The sequence below is a fragment of the Streptomyces sp. NPDC059900 genome, from assembly GCF_050270335.1.
In the GTDB taxonomy this organism is placed as follows: domain Bacteria; phylum Actinomycetota; class Actinomycetes; order Streptomycetales; family Streptomycetaceae; genus Streptomyces.
In genome coordinates this window covers 1-25,075 of sequence record NZ_JBNNJZ010000038.1, presented here as the reverse complement: position 1 = coordinate 25,075, position 25,075 = coordinate 1, and the positions used below count along the sequence as shown (strand labels likewise).

The 25,075-nt window shown below is 69.8% G+C and carries 22 protein-coding genes; 11 read left to right on the top strand and 11 right to left on the bottom strand.

The genetic code is table 11. From position 1 onward, the window contains the following. Positions 1-124 precede the first annotated feature (124 nt). The 3 genes from ACQKIP_RS08795 to ACQKIP_RS08785 form a co-directional block, all read right to left on the bottom strand. Positions 125-970 (bottom strand): hypothetical protein, encoded by an 846-nt coding sequence (locus ACQKIP_RS08795; RefSeq protein WP_365859208.1) that lies wholly within the window; start codon positions 968-970, stop codon positions 125-127. An 85-nt stretch (positions 971-1,055) separates the two neighbouring features. Beyond that, a complete protein-coding gene (locus ACQKIP_RS08790) occupies positions 1,056-1,907 on the bottom strand; it encodes an ABC transporter permease (protein WP_365859210.1) in 852 nt (283 codons plus the stop codon). Then, on the bottom strand, positions 1,904-2,902 hold the full coding sequence (locus ACQKIP_RS08785; RefSeq protein ID WP_365859212.1) for an ATP-binding cassette domain-containing protein: 999 nt from the start codon (positions 2,900-2,902) through the stop codon (positions 1,904-1,906). The genes ACQKIP_RS08790 and ACQKIP_RS08785 overlap by 4 nt, the downstream gene beginning before the upstream one ends. Before the next feature lie 157 nt (positions 2,903-3,059). On the opposite strand from ACQKIP_RS08785, the gene ACQKIP_RS08780 reads away from it, so the two are divergent. Next, complete coding sequence (locus ACQKIP_RS08780) at positions 3,060-3,503, top strand: SH3 domain-containing protein (protein WP_365859214.1); 444 nt, start codon at positions 3,060-3,062, stop codon at positions 3,501-3,503. Between the two features lie 73 nt (positions 3,504-3,576). Further along, positions 3,577-3,978: a hypothetical protein gene (locus ACQKIP_RS08775; RefSeq protein ID WP_365859216.1), complete on the top strand. Its 402-nt coding sequence runs from the start codon at positions 3,577-3,579 to the stop codon at positions 3,976-3,978. Positions 3,979-4,079: 101 nt separating this feature from the next. Here the strand turns inward: ACQKIP_RS08775 and snpA are convergent, their stop codons facing one another. Next, a complete protein-coding gene (gene snpA, locus ACQKIP_RS08770; RefSeq protein ID WP_365859218.1) occupies positions 4,080-4,745 on the bottom strand; it encodes a snapalysin in 666 nt (221 codons plus the stop codon). A gap of 220 nt (positions 4,746-4,965) precedes the next feature. Between snpA and ACQKIP_RS08765 the strand changes: the two genes are divergently transcribed. Both ACQKIP_RS08765 and ACQKIP_RS08760 read left to right on the top strand, forming a co-directional pair. Next, positions 4,966-5,907 carry a LysR family transcriptional regulator gene (locus tag ACQKIP_RS08765; protein ID WP_365859220.1) on the top strand — a complete coding sequence of 314 codons (942 nt, stop codon included), beginning with the start codon at positions 4,966-4,968 and terminating at the stop codon, positions 5,905-5,907. Positions 5,908-6,153: 246 nt separating this feature from the next. Further along, positions 6,154-7,434 (top strand): hypothetical protein, encoded by a 1,281-nt coding sequence (locus tag ACQKIP_RS08760; protein WP_365859222.1) that lies wholly within the window; start codon positions 6,154-6,156, stop codon positions 7,432-7,434. 83 nt (positions 7,435-7,517) lie between these two features. Here the strand turns inward: ACQKIP_RS08760 and ACQKIP_RS08755 are convergent, their stop codons facing one another. After that, entirely contained in the window at positions 7,518-9,608 is a 2,091-nt protein-coding gene (locus tag ACQKIP_RS08755; RefSeq protein ID WP_365859224.1) for a PhoX family protein, read from the bottom strand. A gap of 819 nt (positions 9,609-10,427) precedes the next feature. Here ACQKIP_RS08755 and ACQKIP_RS08750 point away from each other — a divergent pair. The 3 genes from ACQKIP_RS08750 to ACQKIP_RS08740 all read left to right on the top strand — a co-directional run bounded on the left by ACQKIP_RS08750 (position 10,428) and on the right by ACQKIP_RS08740 (position 13,537). Next, the gene (locus ACQKIP_RS08750) at positions 10,428-11,402 is read left to right on the top strand and encodes a VWA domain-containing protein (protein ID WP_427742625.1); all 975 of its coding nucleotides are present in this window, start codon (positions 10,428-10,430) and stop codon (positions 11,400-11,402) included. 95 nt (positions 11,403-11,497) lie between these two features. Beyond that, positions 11,498-13,132, top strand: coding sequence for a methionine--tRNA ligase (metG, locus tag ACQKIP_RS08745; protein WP_365859228.1), 1,635 nt, complete (start codon positions 11,498-11,500; stop codon positions 13,130-13,132). 219 nt (positions 13,133-13,351) lie between these two features. Further along, entirely contained in the window at positions 13,352-13,537 is a 186-nt protein-coding gene (locus ACQKIP_RS08740; RefSeq protein WP_365859230.1) for a hypothetical protein, read from the top strand. Positions 13,538-13,552: 15 nt separating this feature from the next. Here ACQKIP_RS08740 and ACQKIP_RS08735 read toward each other — a convergent pair whose 3' ends face one another. Next, positions 13,553-14,203 carry a TetR/AcrR family transcriptional regulator gene (locus ACQKIP_RS08735; protein WP_365859232.1) on the bottom strand — a complete coding sequence of 217 codons (651 nt, stop codon included), beginning with the start codon at positions 14,201-14,203 and terminating at the stop codon, positions 13,553-13,555. Positions 14,204-14,309: 106 nt separating this feature from the next. Between ACQKIP_RS08735 and ACQKIP_RS08730 the strand changes: the two genes are divergently transcribed. Further along, a complete protein-coding gene (locus tag ACQKIP_RS08730; RefSeq protein WP_365859234.1) occupies positions 14,310-15,179 on the top strand; it encodes an NAD(P)-dependent oxidoreductase in 870 nt (289 codons plus the stop codon). 48 nt (positions 15,180-15,227) lie between these two features. After that, the gene (locus ACQKIP_RS08725) at positions 15,228-16,025 is read left to right on the top strand and encodes an ArsR/SmtB family transcription factor (protein WP_365859236.1); all 798 of its coding nucleotides are present in this window, start codon (positions 15,228-15,230) and stop codon (positions 16,023-16,025) included. A 4-nt stretch (positions 16,026-16,029) separates the two neighbouring features. Here the strand turns inward: ACQKIP_RS08725 and ACQKIP_RS08720 are convergent, their stop codons facing one another. Continuing rightward, positions 16,030-16,980, bottom strand: a complete 951-nt coding sequence (locus ACQKIP_RS08720; protein WP_365859238.1) for an intradiol ring-cleavage dioxygenase — start codon at positions 16,978-16,980, stop codon at positions 16,030-16,032. A gap of 114 nt (positions 16,981-17,094) precedes the next feature. Next, positions 17,095-18,879 carry an aspartate--tRNA ligase gene (gene aspS / locus ACQKIP_RS08715; RefSeq protein WP_365859240.1) on the bottom strand — a complete coding sequence of 595 codons (1,785 nt, stop codon included), beginning with the start codon at positions 18,877-18,879 and terminating at the stop codon, positions 17,095-17,097. Between the two features lie 217 nt (positions 18,880-19,096). Between aspS and ACQKIP_RS08710 the strand changes: the two genes are divergently transcribed. Further along, complete coding sequence (locus ACQKIP_RS08710) at positions 19,097-21,283, top strand: SpoIIE family protein phosphatase (RefSeq protein ID WP_365859242.1); 2,187 nt, start codon at positions 19,097-19,099, stop codon at positions 21,281-21,283. On the opposite strand, the gene ACQKIP_RS08705 is transcribed toward ACQKIP_RS08710, so the two are convergent. The 3 genes from ACQKIP_RS08705 to ACQKIP_RS08695 all read right to left on the bottom strand — a co-directional run bounded on the left by ACQKIP_RS08705 (position 21,238) and on the right by ACQKIP_RS08695 (position 23,933). After that, complete coding sequence (locus ACQKIP_RS08705) at positions 21,238-22,302, bottom strand: AI-2E family transporter (RefSeq protein ID WP_365859244.1); 1,065 nt, start codon at positions 22,300-22,302, stop codon at positions 21,238-21,240. The genes ACQKIP_RS08710 and ACQKIP_RS08705 overlap by 46 nt on opposite strands. A 70-nt stretch (positions 22,303-22,372) precedes the next feature. Further along, a complete protein-coding gene (locus tag ACQKIP_RS08700; protein WP_365859246.1) occupies positions 22,373-23,329 on the bottom strand; it encodes a pirin family protein in 957 nt (318 codons plus the stop codon). 121 nt (positions 23,330-23,450) lie between these two features. Then, complete coding sequence (locus ACQKIP_RS08695) at positions 23,451-23,933, bottom strand: SseB family protein (protein ID WP_365859248.1); 483 nt, start codon at positions 23,931-23,933, stop codon at positions 23,451-23,453. A gap of 148 nt (positions 23,934-24,081) precedes the next feature. Here ACQKIP_RS08695 and ACQKIP_RS08690 point away from each other — a divergent pair. Then, the coding region (locus ACQKIP_RS08690) for an acyl-CoA dehydrogenase family protein (RefSeq protein WP_427742615.1) at positions 24,082-25,075 on the top strand (994 nt) is incomplete at its 3' end.

Sequence of the window (25,075 nt, the reverse complement as noted above, 5' to 3'; positions counted from 1 at the left end):
TTCGTCCTCAAACGCCGGACGGGCTGAATACCTCCAGCCCGGCCGGGATCATTCAGCCCGTCCGGCGTTTGAGGACGAGCCTGGTGCAGCCGGCGATGGCGGGCACCGAAGCTGCCCGGGCAGATCAATCGGCCCGGGAGGGGCGGTGGTGGAAGCGGCCCAGGAGCCATGCTGCTGCCGCCACCGCCAGGCCCAGCCCCAGGGTGATCCACGCCGCCACGCTCAGTGATGACGTCAGGGCGTCGTAGACCGCCTCCGCGGCCGGGCGGGAGACGTCCTTCGGGAGGTCGTCGAGGGTGAGGCCGCGCCCCACCGCGACGGCCACCGCAAGGACCGCCCCGCCCAGCGCAGCGCCCAGCGCCGTACCGATGACCGCCCTGCGCCGTCGCACCGCCAGGAAGATGCCGGCCACGGCGAGGACGACCGCGGCGATCGGCAGCCAGAGGCCCGCGACCTGGAGCATGTGGAATCCCTTTCCGAAGGGACCGAGGTCCGAGGACTGCATGAGCGTCACTTCGGTGTGCGTGACCGGGATGCGGTCGGCGAACGGCACGCCGTCGTCGGCGAGTTGCTTCTTGACCTGCTGGGTGATCGGCGCGAGGTCGATGGTGACGGCACCGCCGTCCGACTGGTCGGTGAGAGCTTCCTGCACCGCCGCATGCGCCTCGCGGTTCGCCGTGTTCCAGGCCGTCCTGAACGCCGGGGTCCCCGTGAAGGACCGCACCGCGTCCCGTACGAACGACTCGACGGTGCCCTGGAGCGGGCCCACGTCGATCTCCTTCATCGCCGCGTCCGTGACCGCGCCCGCCACCGCGTCCCGTACCGCGGAGTCCGAGGCGAGCGGCGCCATCGTGGCGACGTACCTGTCGGCGTCCTCGATCTCGTACTTCGCCCAGGTGGAGAGCGCACCGAACGGGACGAGGACGCAGGCGAGTACGAGCAGCACGGTGGACAGCGATCGTCTGAGCACGCACCCACGAGAAACCCCGGCCGCGCGGCGCGCGACCGGGGTGCGTGCAGATGGGGCAAGAAGCTCCCGCTTGCGGTTGAAGCTCCTACTTGCGGTTGTAGAGCCGCATCGTCACCGGGCCGAAGACCGCCACGAGCAGCACCGCCCAACCGAGCGCCCACGCCAGGGACGCGTCCGGTGCCGTGCCCGCCATCAGTTCGCGGACCGCGGAAGCGAGATGCGTGATGGGGTTGTTGTTGACGAAGGCCTGGAGCCAGCCCGGCATCGTCTCGGGCTTCACGAAGATGTCGCTGAGGAACGTCAGCGGGAAGATCACCATCATGCTGACGCCCATCACGGACTTCTCGGTGCGCAGGAGGAGACCGAACATCGTCCATACCCAGGAGAAGGCGAACGAGAAGACCAGGAGGAGCAGCACCCCGCCGAGGACGCCGAGGACTCCGCCGTCCGGGCGGAAGCCCAGGATGATGCCGACCGTCAGCATGACCACGGACGCGATCGCGTAGCGCAGGGCGTCGCCCAGGAGATAGCCGACCATCACCGACGGGCGCCAGATCGGCAGCGTGCGGAAGCGGTCGAAGACGCCCTTCTCGATGTCGGTGTTGACCGAGATGCCCGTGTACATCGTGATCATGACGACGGACATCACGAGGATGCCGGGCAGCAGATACTGGATGTACTCGCCCGGAGATCCGGCGAGCGCGCCCCCGAAGAGGTACGTGTACATCAGCACCAGCATGATCGGGAACGCCGTCACGTCGAAGAGCTGTTCCGGCACATGCTTGATCTTGAGCATGGCCCGCCAGCCGAACGTCAGGGACGCGGCGAGGGCGCCGGGGCGCGGAGGCCTTTCACCGGCGATGAGCAGTTCGGCGAGGGATTCGGTGCTGACCGGCGCCAGGTCCCGGGCCTCGGTGGGGGTGGTCGCGGTGCTCATGCCGTTGCCTCTTCCTTCGTCGTCTCCGTTGCGTGACTGGGACTGCCCGTGAGGGCCAGGAACACCTCGTCAAGGCTGGGCTGGCCCAGTGAGAAGTTGTCGACGGTGATCCCCGCCCGGGCCAGTTCGGCCAGGGCGCGCGACGCCTTCTCGGCGGCGTCCTTGTCGTCGCGCTCGCCGTCGCCGACGCGGGCCGTGAGGGCGACCGGGTCGGCTTCGAGCTGGACCTGAGCGTCGAGCGCGACCCGCAGCACCTGCTCTGCGTCCGCCCGCTGCCCGGCGTCCCGGAGCCGCACGTGCACCGAGCCCGCGCCGACCGACGCCTTCAGCTCGCCCTTGGTGCCCTCGGCGATGACCTTGCCGTCGTCGATGACGGCGATGCGGGACGCGAGGTGGTCGGCCTCGTCCAGATACTGCGTGGTCAGCAGGACCGTCGTGCCGTGCGCGACGACCGCGCGCACGATGTCCCAGACCTGATTGCGGCTGCGGGGGTCGAGACCCGTCGTCGGCTCGTCGAGAAAGAGCAGGTCAGGGGTGTTGAGGATGGATGCGGCGATGTCGATGCGGCGGCGCATGCCGCCGGAGTAGTTCTTCACCTGGCGGGCGGCGGCGTCGCTCAGGCCGAAGGCGTCCAGGAGCTGTCCGGCCCGGTCGTACGCCGCTTTCTTGCCGTGGCCGGTGAGGCGGGCCAGGAGCACCAGGTTCTCGGTGCCCGTCAGGTCCTCGTCGACCGAGGCGTACTGCCCGGTCAGGCTGACCCTGCTGCGTACGGCGTCGGCTTCGCGCACGACGTCACGGCCGAAGACGTGGGCGTCGCCGCCGTCCGGGCGCAGCAGGGTGGCGAGCATCTTCACGGTGGTGGTCTTGCCCGCGCCGTTCGGCCCGAGCAGGCCGTAGACCGTGCCGGCCGGGACGGTGAGGTCCACGCCGTCGACGGCGCGGTTGTCCCCGAAGGTCTTCACCAGGCCCGCGGTCTCGATGGCCACGCTGTTCATGTCGTACGCCCTCTCCACGTCAGTGGTTCGCTACGAGGGCAGACCGTCCGCGCGGCGCAAACTCATCGTCCGGTGGAGCGTTCGCCCGAACGGGTGTTTGCTGGATATGAGGAGGAGGGGGACACGGAGGGGACGGAGGGGAAAGAGGAGGTCGATCATGCGGACCACCCCGGCCCGGAGAAACACTCCGGCCGCCCTGGGAACTCTCGCCGCCGCGCTCCTGGCCGCAGGCGCGCTGTCCCTCGGAGGTGCCTCTCCGGCATCCGCCGCGGCGGCACCCACGCACAACGACCACGAGGTCATCTGGGGGACGATCGTCGCCCCCCACGACCTGAAGATCCGCGACGCGCCGTCCACCGGAGCCTCCATCGTCGCGAAGCTGCCCGCGGAGAGCCAGGACCGCGTCGATTGCCAGACGCGCGGCTCCAGCGTCTGGGGCGATACGACCTGGTACTGGCTGGGCGGGGTGCAGGGCTGGGCGAGCGCCGCGTACGTGGACGTCGGCGGGCAGCACGTGCCGAGCTGTGCGTCGTCGGACCCGTGCCAGGAGTACAAGCCGTGCTGGGACACGTGCCAGGGCGGCTACAACCGCTATCACTGACCTGAACCGGACCCGGGCCGGCTGAACCGGACCTGCACCGAACCCCGGGGGCGAGTGTGACTGGAGGAACGTCATGGCTCATGTGGCACCCACCTCATCAGCGGCATTCCCGCACGTGTTCGGCGGCTCCGCCGCCGCCAGGATCGGTACGGCCGCCGTGCTCCTCGGCATCGTCTACGGCCTCTGGGCCGCGGCGATCTCGCGCGACGCGGGCCCCATCACCGGCGGCAACGTCCTGCACGGCTTCATCTGCGCGATCGTCGTCGGCGCGGTCTTCATGGGCCTGCGCATGATCGCGCCGGGGCTGCCGCGCGAGCTGCGCGCCGCCGCCTGGGCCGCCTTCGCCGGGATCGCGTTCGGCTATCTGTACAGCCTGACCGACGCGACCGTCCTGCGGTCCGTGGGCATGGCGCTCGCGGTGACGGCCGGGGTGTTCGCGGCGATGTTCTACCGGTACTACACGAGCGAGAAGTAGCGGGGCAGGAGAGGACGCGGCAGCGCACAGCACTGTGCCCGTCAGCGCGAGCGCGCTGACGGGCACAGTGATTACTGCTTACGGAGGGCCAGAGCCGGGGCTCAGCCGACCTTCTCCATTCTGTCCAGCTTGTCCAGCGCCTTCGCGAGACCGTTGGCCCACAGCTGGTCGACCTTGGCCTTCTCGTTCGCGTCGGGCTGCGAGTTGGTGCAGGAGGTGCCGGGGCCGCCGCCCGACATCAGCTCGCTGCACGGGCCCTCGTAGTGGTCCGGGAGGCCGAGCACGTGACCCGTCTCGTGCGCGGTCACCCGGGTCGAGTCGTACTGCTGGTTCTGCGCGTAGTCCAGGAAGATGTAGCCGCTTCCGTGGCCGTCCGTGCTCGCGTACGAGCCGCGCGAGTCGTTGCCCTCGCGGTACTCGAAGTTCGCGCCGCTGCTGCCCTCCTGGAGCTTCACGTTGGAGACCGCGCTGTTCCAGATGGAGGTGCTGCTGGCTATCTGCTGCGCGAAGGTCGGGGCACCGGAGGCGTCGTACACCACCGTGACCTGCTTCGTGCCCGGGTTGGCGGCGCGCTTCTCGGCGACCGACTTCAGGACAGCGTCGAAGAACGCCTTGTTGGCCGCGGCTTCCTCGCCGGAACCGGCGTAGTTCGCGTAGCCGGCGGTGGTCGACGGCGCGGTGGGGGTCGCGGCCGTCGCGGATGTCGTGCCGAGACCGGCGGCGGCGAGGCCGAGGACGGCCACGGCGGACAGGTAACGCTTGCTCATGTGGGGGGCTCCCTACTCGTTCCGTGAAAGGTGAACGGTTCGGTAACGGGAGTGTCGGGGAGCCCGGGGCGTCTGGGGATGATGGCAAGTGGTGATAGTCCCGAGCTATCACCCTCCGTCCGCCAACCTTTCGCGCTCTCCCCGGCATGCCCAACTCAGGCGGTTCGCGTGGGGTTTGTGAGTCTGGTGCGGCGCCCTCCGCCGCTCTACGCTCACAGCCATGGAGCTCGAGGTGAGGCACCTCCGCGCGCTGTGCGCCATCGCCGACACCGGCAGTCTGCACAAGGCGGCGCGTCAACTCGGCATGAGCCAGCCGTCGTTGACGACCCAGCTGCGCCGCATCGAGCAGGAGATCGGCGGCCAGCTCTTCGCCCGCGAGCGCACCGGCTGCCGTCCGACCCCGCTCGGCCGCATGACCCTCAGCCGCGCCCGACCCCTGGTCAGCGAGATGCGGGCCCTGATCAGCGAGACCAAGGCAGCCGCCGCGCACGCCACCGAGGGCCCGCAGCTGCGCATCGGCTCGACGGCCAGCCGTGCCATACCGGGCTGGCTGCGGCGGCTTCGCGTGCGGCTGCCCGCCGCCACCGAGACCTCGCTCCAGATGGACGTCTCCGCGAACGCGCTGCTGCGCATGGTCGCGGGCGGGCAGCTCGACGTTGCCTTCGTGCACGAGGTGGAGGGCAGTCCGCTGCGGATGCCGGAGGGGCTGCGGTGGCGCGTACTGGTCGACCGGGAGCCGCAGTTCGTCTTCCTGGCCGCCGATCATCCGGCGGCCGGGCAGCCCGTCGTACGTCTCACCGACCTCGCCGCCGACCGGTGGATGGTGGACCCGACGGTGGACGGCGAGTGGGACGGGCTCCTCCGGGTGCTCCGCGCGGCCGGGCTCAACCCGCGCGTCCTGCACGGCGACTACCTCACCGCGGCCTCCCTCGTCGCCACCGGCGAGGTCGTCACGGTCTGCCAGCCGACCTCGCACGCGAGACCCGACATGGTGGTCCGGCCGCTGGACGGCGACCCGCTCGGCGTGCGGCTGCTCGTGGCGGCCCGTACGGAGGGGGAGCTCGACGCGGTCTACGGCGAGCTCGAAGCCTCGTACTGGGAGGCGGCACGGCAGTCGCCCGCGTACGGGGAATGGCTCGAAGGGCGGTCGGCGGCGGCCTGATCCCGGCTGCCGGGCGCCCTCGGTGACCTAGGTCCCGGACAACAGTCCCGGACAACTGGTGACCTTCGGCGGCACGTGCCCTGACCTGCGCTTTTGCCCGTTTTATGGTTCCGCGTGCCGCTATGTGGCCAGTTGTTACGTTCCCTACGGATGACGCACACACAGCGCCCGTAGCTTCATGTCTGTCGCCGCCGCAAAGAGGCACAAAGACGGACAGTTCGACCGACCAGCCACAAGGGATCCGCTATGCGCGCCACCCGCCGTACCTTCCGCAACGCCGCCATCGCCACCGGGGCCATCGCCGCTCTCGCCGTCCCGACGACGGCGGCCTTCGCCGCCGATACCCCGCCGAACCCGCAGGGCCAGGTCACTCCGGACGACCGGACGGATCAGGGTCAGACGGACCAGGACAAGGGCCAGGACAACGGCCAGGGCGACGGCCAGGACCAGACGGATCACACGGATCAGACGAACCAGGACAAGTCCAAGGACGCGGACAACGACGCGAACCCTGACAAGGACACCGACACCGAGACGCCGAAGCCCGGCAGCTGGGAGTCGCTGGGCACCTCGGACCTCGGCAAGGGCTGGACCGCTGACGTCGAGGTGAACGCCTCCGCCCGCACCGCCAAGGCCACGATCTCGCTCGACGGCGTCGCCAAGGGCTCGCTCACCGCGTACGAGAAGTCCGCGAGCACCACCATCGACGGCAACACCTTCACCCTGACCCCGGACGGCAAGGCCACCGCCAAGCTCGTGGACAAGGACAAGGACAAGGACAAAGACAAGGACAAGCCCGTCCCCGGCAGCTGGGTCTCCAAGGGCACCACCGACCTCGGCAAGGGCTGGACCGCGAAGGTCGACGTGAACGGCTCCGCCCGCACCGCCAAGGCCGAGATCCGGCACCACGGCTCGGTCAAGGGCTCCCTGAAGGCGTACATCGACCCGGCGAAGACCAAGATCGACGGCAACACCTTCACGCTCTCCGCCGACGGCGCCATCACGAGGACCGGCGCCAAGCCGACCCCGCCGAAGCCCAAGCCGGAGCCGAAGCCCGACCACAAGCGCGTCCTGGTCCGCCAGTACACGAACCTCGGCGGCAGCGGCTTCGACGCGAAGGTCTACAAGGTCAAGAGCGGCTACGAGGCCGACATGATCGCCAAGGCTCCCGACACCGGCAAGAAGACCGTCTGGGACACCATCAAGCAGTCGGGGAAGAAGCCCGCGTACGGCCGGCACAACGGCGCCCACTTCGTGCTGAACCCGGACGGCACCATGCGGGGCTGGACCGAGGGCAAGAAGCAGCAGAACCACAGCCAGAACCAAACCCAGACCCACACCCGCCCGCAGACCCCGCCGAAGAACGGCACCTCGCAGATCGTCCCGAAGGGCGGCGTCAAGGCAGGCGCCGAGGGCCTGCACCCGGCGGGCGACAGCGCCCCGCTGATGGCGGCCGGCGGCGGCATGGCGGCGCTCGGCGCGGCGGGCCTCGGCTTCGCGATGCACCGCCGCAAGCGGAACGACTGACCTCGCGAGAGCGGCGGTACGACGAGCGATACGGCGATGGGGCACCCCCTGGAGAGGGAGTGCCCCATCGCCGTAACTGCAGATCAGACGCCGATGTCGCAGCCGTCCTTGCGCCAGACGGACACGACCGCAGGCCGGACGATCTTGCCCGCACCGTCGGGCCACGCGCTCGCGGGCTTCTCGACGGACGCGCCGTCGACCTCGCCCGGGTGCTGCACGGAGACGAGCACGCGGCGGTCCTGAACCAGCGGGCCGCAGGTCTCCGCGCCGGTCGGCATGGTCAGGAACTGCTTGAGCTCACCGCGCCGGTCGCCCTTGGTCGCGACGCCGAACAGGCCGTCGTGCGAGCCGAGTTGGTTGCCGTCCGTGGAGATCCACAGGTTGCCGTGCGGGTCGAAGGCGACGTTGTCGGGGCAGGAGACCGGGCTGACCTTGTCCTTCGGGAAGCCCGCGAAGTACGTGGCCGGGTCCTCGGGGTCGCCCGCGACCAGGAAGAGCGACCAGGCGAAGGTCGTCGACTCGGGGCGGTTGTGGCGCTCGGTCAGCTCCAGGATCTGGCCGTGCTTGTTGAGGTTGCGCGGGTTGGCCTCGTCGGCAGCGGCCTTGCCCGCCTTGCCGCGGTCGGAGTTGTTCGTCAGCGCGACATAGACCTTGCCGGTGTGCGGCGAGGGCTCGATGTCCTCGGGGCGGTCCATCTTCGTGGCGCCGACCTTGTCACCGGCCTGGCGCGTGAAGACGTACACCTCCTCGGCGGTCATGCCCTCGACGTGCGAGACGGCGTGGCCCCCCGGGCCCGCGGTGGCGAGCGGGATCCAGACGCCGCTGCCGTCGAACTCGCCGTCCGCCGGGAGCTTGCCGGTGCCGTCGATGTCACCGGCCGGGGAGTCGCCGGTCAGCTTGGCGACGTACAGGGTGCCCTCGTCGAGGAGCGTGAGGTTGTGCGCGTGCGCGGACCGCGACTTCCCCTTGTCGACGCGCTTGCTGCTGACGAACTTGTAGAAGTAGTCGAACTTCTCGTCGTCGCCCATGTAGACCACCGGGCGGCCGTCGCGGGTGAGGCGCGGCTGCGCGGCCTCGTGCTTGAAGCGGCCGAGCGCGGTGCGCTTGCGCGGGGTCGATTCGGGGTCGTACGGGTCGAGTTCGACGACCCAGCCGAAGCGGTTGGCCTCGTTGGGCTCCTTGGCGAGGTCGAAGCGGTCGTCGAACCGCTCCCACTTGCGCTCGGAGGCGGCACCGATGACGCCGTAGCGCTTGAGGCGTGCGGCGGCCGCGGGCTCGGTGACCTTCTCCGCGTTGGCGAAGTACTGGTTGAAGTTCTCCTCGCCGTGCAGGGTCGTGCCCCAGGGGGTGGTGCCGCCGGCGCAGTTGTTGAGGGTGCCGTGGACGGTGGTGCCGCGCGGGTCGGCCTTCGTACGGACGTACTTGCTGCCCGCGGCGGGACCGGTGAGGCGGAACTCGCTGGTGACGGTCAGGCGGCGGTTGAGCTGGTGGCGGCTGACGGCGGTCAGCTTGCCGCTCCTGCGCTCCTCCTCGACGACCACGACGGACAGGCCGTGGGCGGCCCAGGCGATCTCGACCTGCTCGCGGGTGGGGTTCGCGGCGTTGTATCCCTTGAACATCAGGATCTCGTCGGTGTACTCGTGATTGGCGACGAGGACCTGGCGGCCGCGCTCGCGGTGCAGCGGCAGGAGGCTCAGGAAGTCGTTGTTGTAGCCGAACTGGCCTGCCTGTGCCTTAGCGGTCTGCTTGTCCGGGTCGAAGGCGGGGGCGCCGCGCAGGATGGGCTCGCCCCAGCGGATGACGACGTTCTGGGCGTAGCCGTCCGGGATGGTGACGGTGTCGGCGGTGTTGGGCGCGACGGGCGTGAAGCGGAGACCGCGCGCCCCCTTTTTGCTTTTGTGCGACTCCGGTTTCCGGGGCGCGGCTGCCGCCTGCGGGGCGGCCGGGTCCGCGAGCACCGCGCCGCCCGCGGCGGTCGCCACGGTCACGACCGCGGCGGCGCGCATCATCGAGCGGCGGCTGAGCGCGCCCGCTATGACGTCACCGACGTACTCGTTGTCGCTGGTGTTGGGCACCTCGTGGAAACAGGCATCACCACACCGGAACCGGCAGGTCATGGCGGAACGGCCGCCGCTCCCCTGGTGCGAGGTGATGATCGGCAGCAGCTTGGGCACGGTTCCTCCGTCGTGTGGCGTTGCACGGCCTGGCTCGGGCGTGGCTTGATTCCGCCGTGACGCTAGGCGCGGAGGTCGGCAGGGCGACGGCCTGAGAATGAACGGGAGGTGAACCGGGAGCGCACAAAGGGCAGTTGAGCTGCGGGGGTTGTGCGGGCGGCACGCGGGGGCGCGGTGAGGGTGACGGTTGGGCGACCCTCACCAAGATCGCCTATTGCGGCGGCTAACCTTACGTGTCCGCCCTGGCCAGGGGTTATCGGGAATCAACTCACGCGAAGGGGTGCACCCATGGGCATTCTGAGTGTCCTGCGGAACGCGTTCGGACGGTCTTCACGCAAGGGGGAGCGGGCTCCGGAGCCTGAGACAACGGCACCCGAGGCTCCCGAGGCTTCGGAGAGCCCCGAGACCCCGGAGGCTGCGGGGGGCGCGGGGAGCGCGGGGGCCGCGGAGGCTGCCGCTCCGGCCCCGACTGTGCCGGGGCCCTCGTCCGAGCGGGTGCCTCCGGTGGCCGAGCCCAAGCCGACTGTGCCGGGGCCGGCGTCGGAGCCTTCGCCTTCGGCGGTGGATGATCTTGTTGCCGCGGCGTTCGATCGTGACCGGGTGTCGGTGCCGCCCCCTTCGCCGGAGCCGGACCTTTCCTCGCCGGAGCCGGAGCCTGCGGCGCGGGAGCAGGAGGCGGTCGCCCCGGAGCCCGAGCCTGAGCCGGAGGCTGTCGCCCCCGAGCCCGAGCCTGAGCCGGAGGCTGTCGCCCCCGAGCCCGAGGCTGTCGCCCCCGAGCCCGAGGCTGTTGCTGACGCCGCTGGCCCGGAACCGTCAGTTGTGCCCACCCGTCCCGCCGAGCGGGACGATTGCCCACAACAGGACACCCCCGCGGCCCCCGGGCCCGAAGCCGAGCAGGAAGAGGCCCCCGCCGCTGCGGCCCCCGCGGAAGAGACCGTGACGCCGGCGAAGCCTGAAGCAGCGGAGGTGCCCGCGGCCCCGGTGGAGCCGGAAGCGGCGGAGACCGTGGCTCCCGCGGAAGAGACCGTGACCCCGGCGGAACCGGAAGCAGCGGAGGCGCCCGCGGCCCCGGCGGAGCCGGAAGCGGCGGAAGTACCCGTGACCCCGGCGGAGCCCGAAGCTTCCGTCAAGGCGAAGCCCGCTACCTCCGCTGTGAAGGTGAAGAATCGTGCGCCGGGGCTCGTCACCGCCTACAAGGCAGCCGGTGCCGCGTTGGCGGAGCGGGAGCTGACCGGGGTCCGCGCCCCGGTGTACCTCGTGCTCGACCGCTCCGGGTCCATGCGCTCGTACTACAAGGACGGCTCCGCCCAGAGCCTGGGCGAGCAGGTCCTGGCCCTGGCCGCGCACACCGACCCGGAAGCCACCGTGCACGTCGTCTTCTTCTCGACGGAGATCGACGGCACCGGCACCCTCACGCTCCCCGAGCACGAGGGCCGTATCGACGAGCTGCACGCGGCGGCGGGCCGCATGGGCCGCACCAGCTACCACGCGGCGATCGAAGAGGTCGTGTCCCACTACGAGAAGTCGGACCACAAGGGCAGCCCCGCCCTGGTCGTCTTCCAGACGGACGGCCCCCCGGACGCGAAGGGCCCCGCCAACCAGGCCCTCGCGGACGCGGCCGAGCACCCCCTCTTCTTCCAGTTCGTCGCGTTCGGCGAGCACGAGGCGAAGGGCTTCGACTACCTCCGCAAGCTGAAGGCGGAGAACGCCGCCTTCTTCCACGCGGGCCCCACCCCCCGCGAGCTCACGGACGCGGAGCTGTACACGGGCCTCCTCGCGGCCTGGCGCCCGTAACCCCGGGAAAGCAGTGCGGTCCAGGGGGTGGGCCACGGGTCCACCCCCTGGAATCGAGGTGAATCGCTCCCTCCGGGGCCGTTAGGATTTCGACCATGGCGGCCACTGGATCCGAGAAGCAGGGGACGAGCGAAGGCGCAAAGGCGTACTACGTATCGACCCCCATTTACTACGTCAACGACGCTCCTCACCTGGGCCACGCCTACACGACCGTTGCAGGGGACGTGCTCACGCGCTGGCACCGTCAGCGCGGCGAGAAGGTGTGGTACCTCACCGGCACGGACGAGCACGGTCAGAAGATCATGCGCACTGCCGAGGCGAACGACGTCACGCCCCAGGAGTGGTGCGACAAGCTCGTGGACGAGGCCTGGCGGCCTCTCTGGGAGCACCTGAACATCGCGAACGACGACTTCATCCGTACGACGGAGAAGCGCCACACGGACCGCGTGCAGGAGTTCGTCCAGGATCTCCACGAGAAGGGCGAGATCTACAAGGGCGGGTACGAAGGCCCGTACTGCGTGGGCTGCGAGGAGTACAAGCTCCCCGGCGACCTGATCGACGGCGAGGCGGGCAGCGAGTTCGAGGGGCAGAAGCTCTGCCCCATCCACAAGAAGCCGGTGGAGCTCCTCAAGGAGGAGAACTACTTCTTCAAGCTGAGCGAGTACGGCCCGAAGCTCCTCGAGCACTACGCGGCCAACCCGGACTTCATCCAGCCCGAGTCGGCGCGCAACGAAGTCGTGAACTTCGTCAAGCAGGGCCTCCAGGACCTGTCGATCTCCCGCTCGACGTTCGACTGGGGCGTCAAGGTCCCGTGGGACGACAAGCACGTGATCTACGTCTGGGTCGACGCGCTCCTCAACTACGCGACGGCCGTCGGCTATGGAGCGGACGAGGAGAAGTTCAAGACAACTTTCCCCGCCGACGTCCACCTGGTCGGCAAGGACATCCTCCGCTTCCACGCGGTGATCTGGCCCGCGATGCTGATGGCGCAGGGTCTGCCGCTGCCGGGCCGGATCGCGGCGAACGGTTGGCTGATGGTCGGCGGCGAGAAGATGTCGAAGTCGAACCTGACGGGCATCAAGCCGCAGGACCTCACCTCTCACTTCGGTGTCGACGCGTACCGCTGGTACTTCCTGCGTGCCATCGCGTTCGGCCAGGACGGCTCGTTCTCGTGGGAGGACTTCACCGCGCGCTACACCAGCGAGCTGGCGAACGACTACGGAAACCTCGCCTCGCGCGTGGCGGCCATGGTCGGCAAGTACTTCGGCGGCGCGCTCCCCGAGGCGACGGCGGCGGGCGAGGCCGAGCAGGCGGTCCGAGAAGGCCTGGTCAAGGCGGTCGAGACGGCTGACCGGAAGATCGGCGAGGAGCTGGACTTCCAGGCCGGCATCCTGGCGGTCTTCGCCTTCGTCAAGCAGGTCAACGGCTACATCACGGAGCAGGAGCCGTGGAAGGTGGCCAAGGACGAGTCCCCGGAGGGCACGGCCCGCCTGGCGACGATCCTCTACACGGCGGCGGAGTCGCTGCGCGCCGTGGCCGTCCTGCTGAACGCGATCATGCCGGAAACCTCGCAGAAGCTGTGGGACTCCCTCGGCGCCGAGGCCTCGCTCGGCGCGCTCGCCGAGCAGCGGGTCCAGGACGCGGGCACGTGGGGTCAGCTGCCGGTTGGTGCCACTGTGACGAAGGGTGCGGTGCTGTTCCCGCGCCTGGAGGAGCCGAAGCAGTCGTAAGCGGTCGTTAACGGCCGTAAGCGTTCGTTAACGGCCGCACTGGCCGATCTCGAACCGGCCCGACTCGATCCCGAACTACTCTGAAGGGGCCCGCGATTGAACTCGCGGGCCCTTTCCTCTTGCCCAACTTGGCTGAATCATGCGGGTCAAATAGCGATACCGATCACATTCGACCAAAACTCACGCCGTCTTCACAGCTTCATCCGTACGCTTCACTGTATGACCACGACTCCCGACACCCCGGACCGGCCGCGCCCAGCGGCCGAGGTGAACGAGGAGATACGCGCGCTCTGGCTGCGCACCGGCGGATATCTCCGCCCCGAGCAACACCTCGAGTACGAGAAGCTCGTCGCGGAGTGGGCCGAGGCGACGTCCGCTTCGGCGACCCACTCACCGGCCGTCTGAGCCGCCGGGCGGCACCTAGCACCCGTAGGCGAGCGCTTCGGCGTCGCGGTCCTCTGCGGCCTCGTACGACCCGATGAGCCGCGCCATCTGACGACCCACCGCCCGCAGCGGCTCCTCGCTGCGGTTGACCTGAGCGGTCACCTCCGCGCCCTCAAGGGCACTGATCACGGTGGTCGCAAGCTCGCGCGCGTCCGGCGCGTCGAAGCCCGAGCCGAGCAGCTTCTCCTCGACCAGGCGCTCCCAACTCCCCAGCGCGGCGGCGCACACCCGCTGGATCTCCGAGTCCGTGCCCAGCGTCTCCAGGGCCGCGGCGGTGACGGGGCAGCCGTCGGTCCAGCCTGACTCCCGCAGCCCCGCGGCGAGTTCCGCCGTGCACGCCTCGATCGCGGCGCCGGGGTCGTCGACGCTGGTCAGCGCCTCGCGCAGCATCACGGCGAACTCCTCACCGCTGTACGTGATCGCGGCCACCGCGACGGCTTCCTTGCCGCCGGGGAAGAAGTGGTAGACGGAGCCGAGCGTGGCCTCCGCGTCCTTCGCGATCTGCTTGATGCCGGTGCCGACATAGCCCTGGCGCTGAAGCAGCCGGGCGGCGGCGATGACGATGCGGTCGCGGGTGCCGGGCGTCGCGCCTGCGCCGGGGCCCGGGGTCGAGGTCGTCCGATCCATGCGAGCAGCTTACCCCGCGACTAATTAGAGCGTTCGTTCCAGCGGCGTGCTACGTTCTCCCCACGCTCTGGATAGAGCGCTCGTTCTAGTCGTCCGGGAGGACTTCATGAATGCCGGTCCCGTCACCCTCATCGGCCTCGGCCCCATGGGCCACGCGATGGCAACGGCCCTGCTCGACAAGGGCCACCAGGTGACCCTCTGGAACCGCACCGCGTCCCGCGCGGACGACCTGGTGGAGCGCGGGGCGATACTCGCCGCCACCCCCGAGGAGGCGATCGCGGCCAACGAGCTCGTGATCCTGAGCCTCACGGACTACACCGCGATGTACACAATCCTCGAACCCGCGGCAGCGGCTCTTTCCGGCCGGACGATCGTCAACCTCAGCTCGGACACCCCGAAGAAGGCACGCGAGGCGGCGGCCTGGGCCGCCGGGCACGGCGCCACCCACCTCACGGGCGGTGTGCTCGTCCCGCCGTCGGGCATCGGGAAGCCCGGCTCGTCGACGTTCTACAGCGGCCCGCGCCAGGCGTACGAGAAGCACCGCACGACCCTTGAGGTGATTACGGGCGGGACGGACTACCGGGGCGAGGACGCGGGTCTCGCCGCGCTGATGTACCAGCTGAACATGGTCATCTTCTGGACGAGCGTCTCCAGCTACTGGTACGCGGTCGCCCTCGCCAAGGCCAACGGCCTCTCGGCGGCGGACATCCTCCCGTACGCCTCCGAGAACATGACCGGAATGCCGGAGTTCCTGTCCTTCTACGCCTCTCGCATCGACGCGGGCAACCACGAGGGAGACGTGGACCGCCTGGCCATGGGCCTGGCCAGCATGGAACACGTCGTGGACACCCACACGGACTCGGGCGTGGACGCCGCGCTGCCGACCGCGGTGGCCGACCTGTTCCGCCGCGGCATGGACGCGGGCCACGCGGCGGACAGCTTCTCCAGCATCGTGAAGCTGCTGGAGAAGCCCTGATCAGGACCGCGGCTTTGACATGCAGGTAAATGCCTGCATGATGGAGAGGTGAGTACGAGCGAGGGTCCGAGCCCGGTCGACAAGGTCTTCAAGGCCCTGGCCGACCCCACGCGGCGCCATCTCCTGGACCAGTTGCACGGCCGGAACGGCCAGACGCTGGGCGAGCTGTCCGAGCGCGTCGCGATGACGCGCCAGTCGCTCACCCAGCATCTGGACCTGCTCGAAGCCGCGAACCTGGTCAGCACGGTGCGGCGGGGGCGCGAAAAGCTCCACTACCTGAATCCCGTGCCGCTGCACGAGATCCAGGAACGATGGATCGACAAGTTCGAGGACCCGCGTCTACGAGCGCTCAGCACCCTGAAACAACAGGCGGAGGCCGCCATGACCACCACGAAGCCGACGTACGTCTACGTCACCTACATCGAGAGCACCCCCGAGAAGGTCTGGCACGCCCTGACCGACGCGGACCTGACCGCCGCCTACTGGGGCCACGCGAACGTCTCCGACTGGCAGCAGGGCTCGGCCTGGGAGCACCGGCGGACGGACGGCTCGGGCATCGCGGACGTGGTGGGCGAGGTGGTCGAGAGCACGCCGCCCGGCCGCCTGGTGACGACCTGGGCGGACCTGGCCGCGGCCCCCGGCTCCGCCGCCCCCTCGCAGGTCACGTTCGACATCCAGCCGCACGGCGGCATCGTGCGCCTGACGGTGACCCACGAGAACCTCGCGGACGAGGCGGAGCGCGACGCGGCGGCGTCGGGCTGGGCGGCGGTCCTCTCGAACCTCAAGTCCCTCCTGGAGACGGGTTCCCCCCTCCCGCAGGAGCCCTGGCTGGTCCCGAACGACTGAGCCGCTATTCCGTGCCGTCGTGCGTCTCGTCGGGGTCGACGCCCATCGTGATCGACCCGACGACGCCCTTGGCGATGCGGCCCTTGCGGTACTTCAGCTTCAGGAGACCGTCCTGCGTGCCGCCACCGCCGTAGATCGTGTCCTCGTCCAGCGTCGTGCGCTGCGTCGTGCTCGTGGAGTACGGGGCCACTTCGGCCGAGGCGAGGACCGCCGTCTCCGCGAAGAAGAACTGGCCCGTGTGGCAGGCGTGGCCGCCCTCGTAGCCGGCGTCGGTCATCTTGCCGCCCACATGGACCTTGGTGTGGATGTGCACGGCGCGGCCCTGGTACCAGCCGGGGAAGACCGTTTTGAACTCCACGTAGCCGTGCTTGTCGGTGAGCTGTGTGCCCCGCAGGTAGCGCTCGTCGTCCGTGGGCTCCTGGTGGCCACCGCCGCCGCCCGGGCCGCCGGGGTCACCGGAGGGCGGGGTTCCGGTGGGGGTGCCGGTCGGGGTTCCGGTCGGGTTTCCGGTCGGCGGGGTGCCGCCTCCCGGCCCTCCCCCGCTCATCGACTCGTACCCCGAGTAGATCCCCAGCGCGTCGCAGTGCCAGATGTCCACGGCAGCGCGCTTCAGGGGCTTGCAGGTGTCGGCGTCGATCACCTTGAGGCGCAGGGTGAAGGGGATGCCCTCCCTGTCCTCCGTGATGTCCTTGCGGATCTTGTCGGCGTCTATGTAGTACGGGCCCTCGGTCGTCTCGCCGGTCAGGCGGTAACACGTCTCGCCGGGGGAAGCAGTGGCGCCCGTGGCGTCCGTGGCGTCCGTGCCCTCCGCGGACGCGCTCGCCGCCAGTGCGCCGCCCACGCCCACCGCCGCCACCGCGGCGCCCGTCGCGAGCACGACCTTACGGCGCGTCAGGTCCCGTTTGTGCGCGGGTCCTTGGGGTTTCTCCGGTTGCGTATCGCTGTTTTCTGTCATGTCCCGGACGCTAGGCAGCCCGGCTGTCAGGAGCGTGTGCGGAACCTGTGGATGCGCACAGCGAAGGACCCGGAACCAAGTGGTTCCGGGCCCTCGCCTCGGCTGTCCGCGGGACTACTTGTCCGACTCGGCCTTGTTCGACGCGACCGGCTTGCGCAGCTGGATGTTCAGCTCGCGCAGACGGGACTCCTCCAGCTCCGAGGGCGCGCCCATCATCAGGTCCTGCGCGTTGCCGTTCAGCGGGAACGCGATCGTCTCGCGGATGTTCGGCTCGTCCGCGAGCAGCATGACGATGCGGTCGACGCCGGGGGCGATGCCGCCGTGCGGCGGGGCGCCGAGGCGGAAGGCGCGGAGCATGCCCGCGAACTCCCGCTCCACCGTCTCGGCTTCGTAGCCCGCGATGGCGAAGGCCTTGAGCATGACCTCGGGCTCGTGGTTACGGATGGCGCCGGAGGACAGCTCGATGCCGTTGCAGACGATGTCGTACTGCCAGGCGAGGATGTCCAGCGGGTCCTTCTCCTCCAGGTCCTTCATGCCGCCCTGGGGCATGGAGAAGGGGTTGTGGGAGAAGTCGATCTTGCCGGTGTCCTCGTCCTTCTCGTACATCGGGAAGTCGACGATCCAGCAGAAGCGGAAGACGCCCTCTTCGAAGTGGCCCGCGCGCTTGGCCGCCTCGACGCGCACCGCGCTCATGATCTTGGAGACCTCGTCGAACTCGCCCGCGCCGAAGAACACCGCGTGGCCGGGGGCCAGCGAGAGGCGCTTGGTGAGCTCCTCGACGTTCGCCTCGGTCAGGAACTTGGCGATCGGGCCGGTCAGCGAGCCGTCCTCGGCGACGCGCACCCAGGCCAGGCCCTTGGCGCCCTGCTCGACGGCGTAGTCACCGAGGCCGTCGAAGAACTTGCGGGACTGCGAGGCCGTGTCCGGAACCGGCAGGGCACGCACGTGCTTGCCCGCGAACGCCTTGAACTCGGAGTCGGCGAAGATGTCCGTGATGTCGGTCAGTTCGAGCTTCGCGCGCAGGTCGGGCTTGTCGTTGCCGTACTTCAGCATCGACTCGCGGAACGGGATGCGCGGGAAGGGCGAGGTGACCTCGCGGCCGTTGCCGTACTCCGTGAAGATCTCCGTCATGAGCTTCTCGATGGGCTGGAAGACGTCTTCCTGCTCCACGAAGCTCATCTCGACGTCGAGCTGGTAGAACTCGCCCGGCGAGCGGTCCGCGCGCGCGTCCTCGTCGCGGAAGCACGGCGCGATCTGGAAGTAGCGGTCGAAGCCCGAGATCATCAGCAGCTGCTTGAACTGCTGCGGGGCCTGCGGCAGGGCGTAGAACTTGCCGGGGTTCAGGCGGGAGGGCACGACGAAGTCGCGGGCGCCCTCGGGGGAGGTCGCGGCGAGGATCGGCGTCGCCATCTCGTTGAAGCCGAGGGCCACCATCTTCGAGCGGATCGAGGCGATGACGGACGAGCGCAGCATGATGTTGCGGTGCATGCGCTCGCGGCGCAGGTCCAGGAAGCGGTACTCCAGGCGCCGCTCTTCGTTGACGCCGTCGTCCGCGTTGATCGTGAAGGGGATCTGCTGGGCGGCGCCGAGCACCTCGACCTCGGCGGCCTCGATCTCGATCTCACCGGTGGGCAGCTCGGGGTTCACGTTCTCCGCGCCGCGCGAGACGACCTTGCCGTCGATACGGACGACCGTCTCCTTGGAGAGCTTGTCGAGCGTCTCGGCGGCGGCCGTGCCGGGGCGGGCCACCAGCTGCGTGATGCCGTAGTGATCGCGCAGATCGATGAAGAGGATGCCGCCCAGGTCTCGGCGATTGTGCAGCCAGCCGCTCAGCCGGACGTCGGAGCCGACGTCAGAGGCGCGGAGCTCGCCGCAGGTGTGGGACCTGTACCGATGCATCTTCGTTCATCCAGTCTTCGCGAATAGGGGAGAGAGCAGACAGGGCACAAGGCTACCGTCCGGGCGGAGATCGCTTTCCGGATTACTCCGCGCTCACTCTCCGCACACCGCCGGGGCTGCTCCCCGCACCTCCGGGGCAGCTCTCCGTACCTCCGGGGCAGCTCCCCGCCACCCCCGGCGGTGGCGACTTGTCCACCGATCTTCCTAAAGTGGGTCAATGCGCACCGACGATCCCCTGCAACCGGCGGGGGACGAGCCCCTGCCTCCCGTACGGGACGTCCTCGCCGCCATCGCGACCGGCCTGTGGCGCTGGGACAACGCGGCCGGCACCGTCACGCTCGACGCCGAGGCGGCCCGGCTCCTCGGGCTCCCCCCGCGCGCCCAGTCCCTCACCGAGGCGGGCGTGCGCTCCCGCTTCCACCCCGTCGACTGGAACGAGATCGACGGCATCGTGCAGCTGGCCGTCGCCGAGGGCACCCTGGCCGAGGCCCGCCTGCGGATCATGAACGACCGGGGCCAGGTCATCCGCATCGTGCGCAGCCGCTCCAAACCGATCGTCGACGAGGCCAGGCAGTCGTACGAGCTCATCGGCACCCTCCAGGAGGTCAGCGAGCCCCCGCCGGGTGCCGCGGCGCGCTCTCCGGTCACCGGTGACTGGCGGCGCTCCCGCGAGGCGTTCCTCCTGGACGCGGGGCGCGCGCTTGCCGAGGCGCGGTCGACCGAGGAGGTGCTCCGGGTGGCCAGCGGGCTGTCCATGCCGGGGTTCTCGCCGGACGGGCTCGGTGTCTTCGGGGTCGAGGGCGACCGGCTCAAGATCATCGGGCATTACGGGCACCAGCCGGGCGACGACGTGCCCTTCTCGGCGATGCCCCTGGACACGGACTATCCGGCCGCCGAGGTGGTGCGCACGGGCCGCGCGGTCTATCTCTCCTCGCCGGAGGAGTACCACCGCCGCTTCCCCGCCACCTGGCCGCTGGCCCAGCCCTTCGACCGGCAGTCGTGGGCGTTCCTGCCGCTGACCGTCGCCGGGCGCACGATGGGCGCCTGGCTGGCGGCCTTCGCCTACCCCGTCTCGTTCACGCCGGACGAGCGCTCCGTCCTGACGACGGTGGCCCGGATGCTGGCCCAGGCGCTTTCGCGGGCCGGGGTCGCCGAGTCGGAGCGGGAGCTCACGGAGGGGCTCCAGCGCTCGATGCTGCCGCTGCTCGGGCCGCGCATCCCGGGGATGACCGTGGCCGCGCGGTATGTGCCGACCGGCGGCGGGCTCCAGGTGGGCGGCGACTGGTACGACATGATTCCGCTGCCCAGCGGCCGCATCGCGTTTGTCATCGGCGACGTCCAGGGGCACGACGTACGGGCGGCGGGCCTGATGGGGCAGCTGCGGATCGCCCTGCGCGCCTACGCCTCCGAGGGCCACCGCCCGGACGCCGTGCTCTCCCGGGCGACGCGCTTCCTGGCCGGGATCTCGGACGGCATCACGATCGGCTCCGACGGCGACGACCACGGCGGCAACGGCTCCGACCCGCGCTTCGCGACCTGCCTGTACGTGGAGGCGGACCCGGCCACCGGCGTCCTGGAGATCGCCCGGGCGGGCCATCCGGAGCCCGCGATACGGATGAGCGACGGAACGATCCTCCTGCGTCCCACCGCGGGCGGCCTGCCGCTCGGCATCGACCCGGACGCGGACTACCCCACGACCCGCCTGGTCCTTGAGGCCGGCGAGACGATGCTGGTGTGCACCGACGGCCTCATCGAGACCGGCGGCCACGACCTGGACAGCGGATGGAAGCGGATCCGCACGATCCTGGAGGAGCACGGCGGCGGCGACGGCGACGAGGACCTCGAAGCGCTCGCCGACACCCTCGTGCAGGCCGTGCACGGGCCCTCGTCGCACTACACGACAGGACCGCTCGTGGACCGCCGCGAGGACGACATAGCGGTCCTGCTCCTGCGCAGGTCAGGCCACCCCGCCCACCGCACTCCAGCCCGCCGCACGGTCCTGACGGTCGCGCAGGCCGAGCCGGAGCGCATCGCGGGGGCTCGGCGGCACGTGCGGGAGCTGCTGCACGACTGGGCGGTCGCCGACCAGGTCGACTCGGCGGTCCTGATGGTCTCCGAGATGATCACGAACGTACTCGTGCACACGGACGGCGATGCCCTGCTCGTCGCCGAGGTCATCGGGGAGCCGGGCTCGCGCAGGCTCCGGGCCGAGGTTTCGGACGGCAGCGACGACCTGCCGCACAAGCGCCACCCCGGTGAACTGGCGTCGTCCGGGCGTGGCCTCGTCCTGATGGAGCTGCTCGCCGACGAGTGGGGCGTGGAGCCCAGGGGCGAGGGCAAGAGCATCTGGTTCGAGCTCTACGAGGGTGCCGTGGGACCCGACCCGGACAAGCCCTCCGGATAGCGCTCCCGCAGCTCCGAGATCACCCCGAACACGGCGGCGGTCACCGGCACGGCCAGGAGCATCCCGAGGATTCCCGCCACGGACGCCCCGGCGGCGATCGCCAGCATGACGACCGCCGGGTGCATCTGGACGGTCCGCGACTGGATCACGGGCTGGAGCACGTGCCCTTCGAGGACCTGCACGGCGAGTACGACGCCCAGCGCCCACAGCGCGATGACGAACCCGCGGTCGGCCAGGGCGACGAGGACGGCGACGGCGCCGGAGATGAAAGCACCCAGATAGGGGATGTAGGCGCCGATGAACACGAGCGCGCCCAGACCCCACGCCCCCGGCACCCCCAGGATCAGCAGCCCGACGGTGATGCAGACGGCGTCGATCAGGGCGATGAACGTGGTCCCGCGCATAAAGCCCTCGACGGCCTCGAAGGCGCGGCGGCCCATGGCCTCGACGATGTCGGCGGTGCCGCGCGGGGCGAGCGAGCGCATGGAGCTCATGGCGCGGTCGGAGTCGCGCAGGAAGAAGAAGACGAGCAGCAGGGCGAGTACGGCCATGGCGGTCATCTCGCCGACGACACTGAGCCCGCTGAGCACTCCGGAGGCGGCGGATCCGCCGAACTTGCCGAGCAGTTCCTTGGCGTTGGACGCCATGTCGTCCAGGGATGTGCCGGCCGCGCCGAAGTGGTCGGAGAGGTCGGTCGCGGCCTGCTTCAGGGAGGCGATGATCTGGTCGCCGGTGTCCATCAGGGCCCGGACCACGATGTACACCGCGCCGCCGACGACCGCGACGACGGCCGCGCAGGTGAGCCCCGCGGCCAGCGAGCGCTGCACCTTCATCTTCACGAGCCATCGGTAGACGGGCCCCAGGAGCGCCGTGCCCAGGAGGGCGAGCAGCACCGGTGTGGCGGCCGCCTTGAAGGTGACGAAGAGCCAGATCGCCACGGCGGCCACGCCGGCGACGAGCAGGAGGACCACGCACCAGGCGGCGGTACGGCGGGCGGGCTCGGGCAGAAGGGTGCTCACCCCTCCTACCCGAGCACGGGCTCACCGGCCCCGCACGTTATGTACGGCTGCCTGCCCGCTCCTCCGCGGACTACATGCCGTGGACCGCCGGAACCGTGCCGAGCAGACCCTTCTGGAAGTCCTCGAAGGCCTGCTGGAGCTCGGCCTGACTGTTCATCACGAACGGGCCGTAGTGCGCCATCGGCTCGCGGATGGGCTGCCCGCCGAGCAGCACGACCTCCAGGTCGGGGGTGTGCCCGTCCTGCTTCTCGTCCGCGCGGACGGTCAGCGAGGAGCCCGCGCCGAAGACCGCGGTCTGGCCCATGCGGACCGGGCGGCGCTCGGTGCCGACCGTGCCGCGCCCGGCGAGGACGTACGCGAGGCCGTTGAAGTCCTCGCGCCAGGGCAGCGTGACCTCGGCGCCGGGGCGGACCGTCGCGTGGATCATCGTGATCGGCGTGTGGGTGACGCCGGGGCCCTGGTGTCCGTCCAGCTCACCGGCGATGACGCGCAGGAGCGCGCCGCCGTCGGGGGAGGTGAGCAGCTGGACGTTTCCGCCGCGGATGTCCTGGTAGCGGGGGTCCATCATCTTGTCCCGCGCGGGCAGGTTCACCCACAGCTGGAGGCCGTGGAACAGACCGCCCGACTGGACGAGGGACTCCGGGGGCGCCTCGATGTGCAGGAGGCCGCTGCCGGCGGTCATCCACTGGGTGTCGCCGTTCTGGATGGTGCCGCCGCCACCGTTCGAGTCCTGGTGCACGAAGGTGCCGTCGATCAGATACGTGACGGTCTCGAAGCCGCGGTGCGGGTGCCAGGGCGTCCCCTTCGGCTCTCCCGCTCCATAGTCCACCTCACCCATCTGGTCCATCATGATGAACGGGTCGAGGTACTTGTAGTTGATCCCGGCGAACGCCCGGCGCACCGGGAAGCCCTCGCCCTCGAAGCCGCTCGGCGCGGTCGTCACGCGGAGCACGGGGCGGGCCACGGCATCGGCGGACGCGGCCACACGGGGCAGGGTCAGCGGGTTCTCGACGGTCACAGCGGGCATGTCGGTGCCTCCTTCTCGTACGCTCAGTTTAGTTGAACGTAGAACTTCTTGCCACCGGGAACGCGAGACGCCCGGAGGTAATTCCCTCCGGGCGTCGTCACTGGCCTCTCTGGGCGATGCGTCAGCCGTACATCCTGCGCATCGCGAAGTCGACCATCTGCTCGACGGCCTTGGCGTCGAAGACCATGCGGTGCTCGCCCTCCATGTCGAGAACGAAGCCGTAACCGGTGGGGAGGAGGTCGATGACCTCGGCGCCCGTGATCACGAAGTACTTGGACTCCTTGCCCGCGTACCGGCGCAGTTCCTTGAGCGACGTGAACATCGGGATCACGGGCTGCTGGGTGTTGTGCAGGGCGAGGAAGCCGGGGTTGTCGCCGCGCGGGCAGTAGACCTTCGAGGTGGCGAAGGCCTGCTGGAAGTCCTCTGCGGACATCGAGCCCGTGGTGAAGGCGCGCACCGCGTCCGCGAGGGACGGGGGCGACGGCTCGGGGTATAGCGGGGGCTGCTGGGCGTACCCGCCCTGACCGCCCGGCATCTGCTGAGGCGGCGGCTGCGGCGGTGCGTAATGCTGCCCGGCGCCCGCGTGCTGGTCGTAGCCGTACATGGGGGCAAGCGTACCGAGGCCGGACGGGGCGCTGCTCACACTTGGGCGATCAGGGGTTGCTTCTTATTACCGGCGGGTAGCATTATCGGTAGCTACTAACAGGTACGTGGTTTTTTCCAGCCCTCCCGAATCAAACGGAGCCGTCGCCATGGGGCACTACAAGTCGAATCTCCGCGACATCGAGTTCAACCTCTTCGAGGTTCTCGGCCGCGACCAGCTGTACGGCACCGGCCCGTTCGCGGAGATGGACGTCGACACCGCCAAGAGCATCCTCGAAGAGCTGCGCCGCCTCGCCGAGAACGAACTGGCCGAGTCCTTCGAGGACGCCGACCGCAACCCGCCGGTCTTCGACCCGGCCACCAACACCGCTCCCGTACCGGCGTCCTTCAAGAAGAGCTACCAGGCTTTCATGGACTCCGAGTACTGGCGCCTGGGCCTGCCCGAGGGCATCGGCGGCACGACCGCGCCCCGCTCCCTGATCTGGGGTTACGCGGAGCTGCTGCTCGGCGCCAACCCGGCCGTGTGGATGTACTCCTCCGGTCCGGCGTTCGCGGGCATCCTGCACGACGAGGGCAACGAGGCGCAGAAGAAGATCGCCGCGATCGCCGTCGAGAAGCAGTGGGGCTCGACGATGGTCCTGACCGAGCCGGACGCCGGTTCGGACGTCGGCGCGGGCCGCACGAAGGCGACTCTGCAGGAGGACGGCTCCTGGCACATCGAGGGCGTGAAGCGCTTCATCACGTCCGGTGAGCACGACATGTCGGAGAACATCCTCCACTACGTCCTCGCCCGCCCCGAGGGCCACGGCCCCGGCACGAAGGGCCTCTCGCTCTTCCTCGTCCCGAAGTACGAGTTCGACTGGGAGACCGGCGAGCTGGGCGAGCGCAACGGCGTGTACGCGACGAACGTCGAGCACAAGATGGGCCTCAAGGCGTCCAACACGTGCGAGATGACGTTCGGCGACCGGCACCCCGCCAAGGGCTGGCTGATCGGCGACAAGCACGACGGCATCCGCCAGATGTTCATGATCATCGAGTTCGCCCGCATGATGGTCGGCACGAAGGCCATCGCGACGCTCTCGACGGGTTACCTCAACGCCCTGGAGTACGCCAAGGAGCGTGTGCAGGGTCCGGACCTCGCCC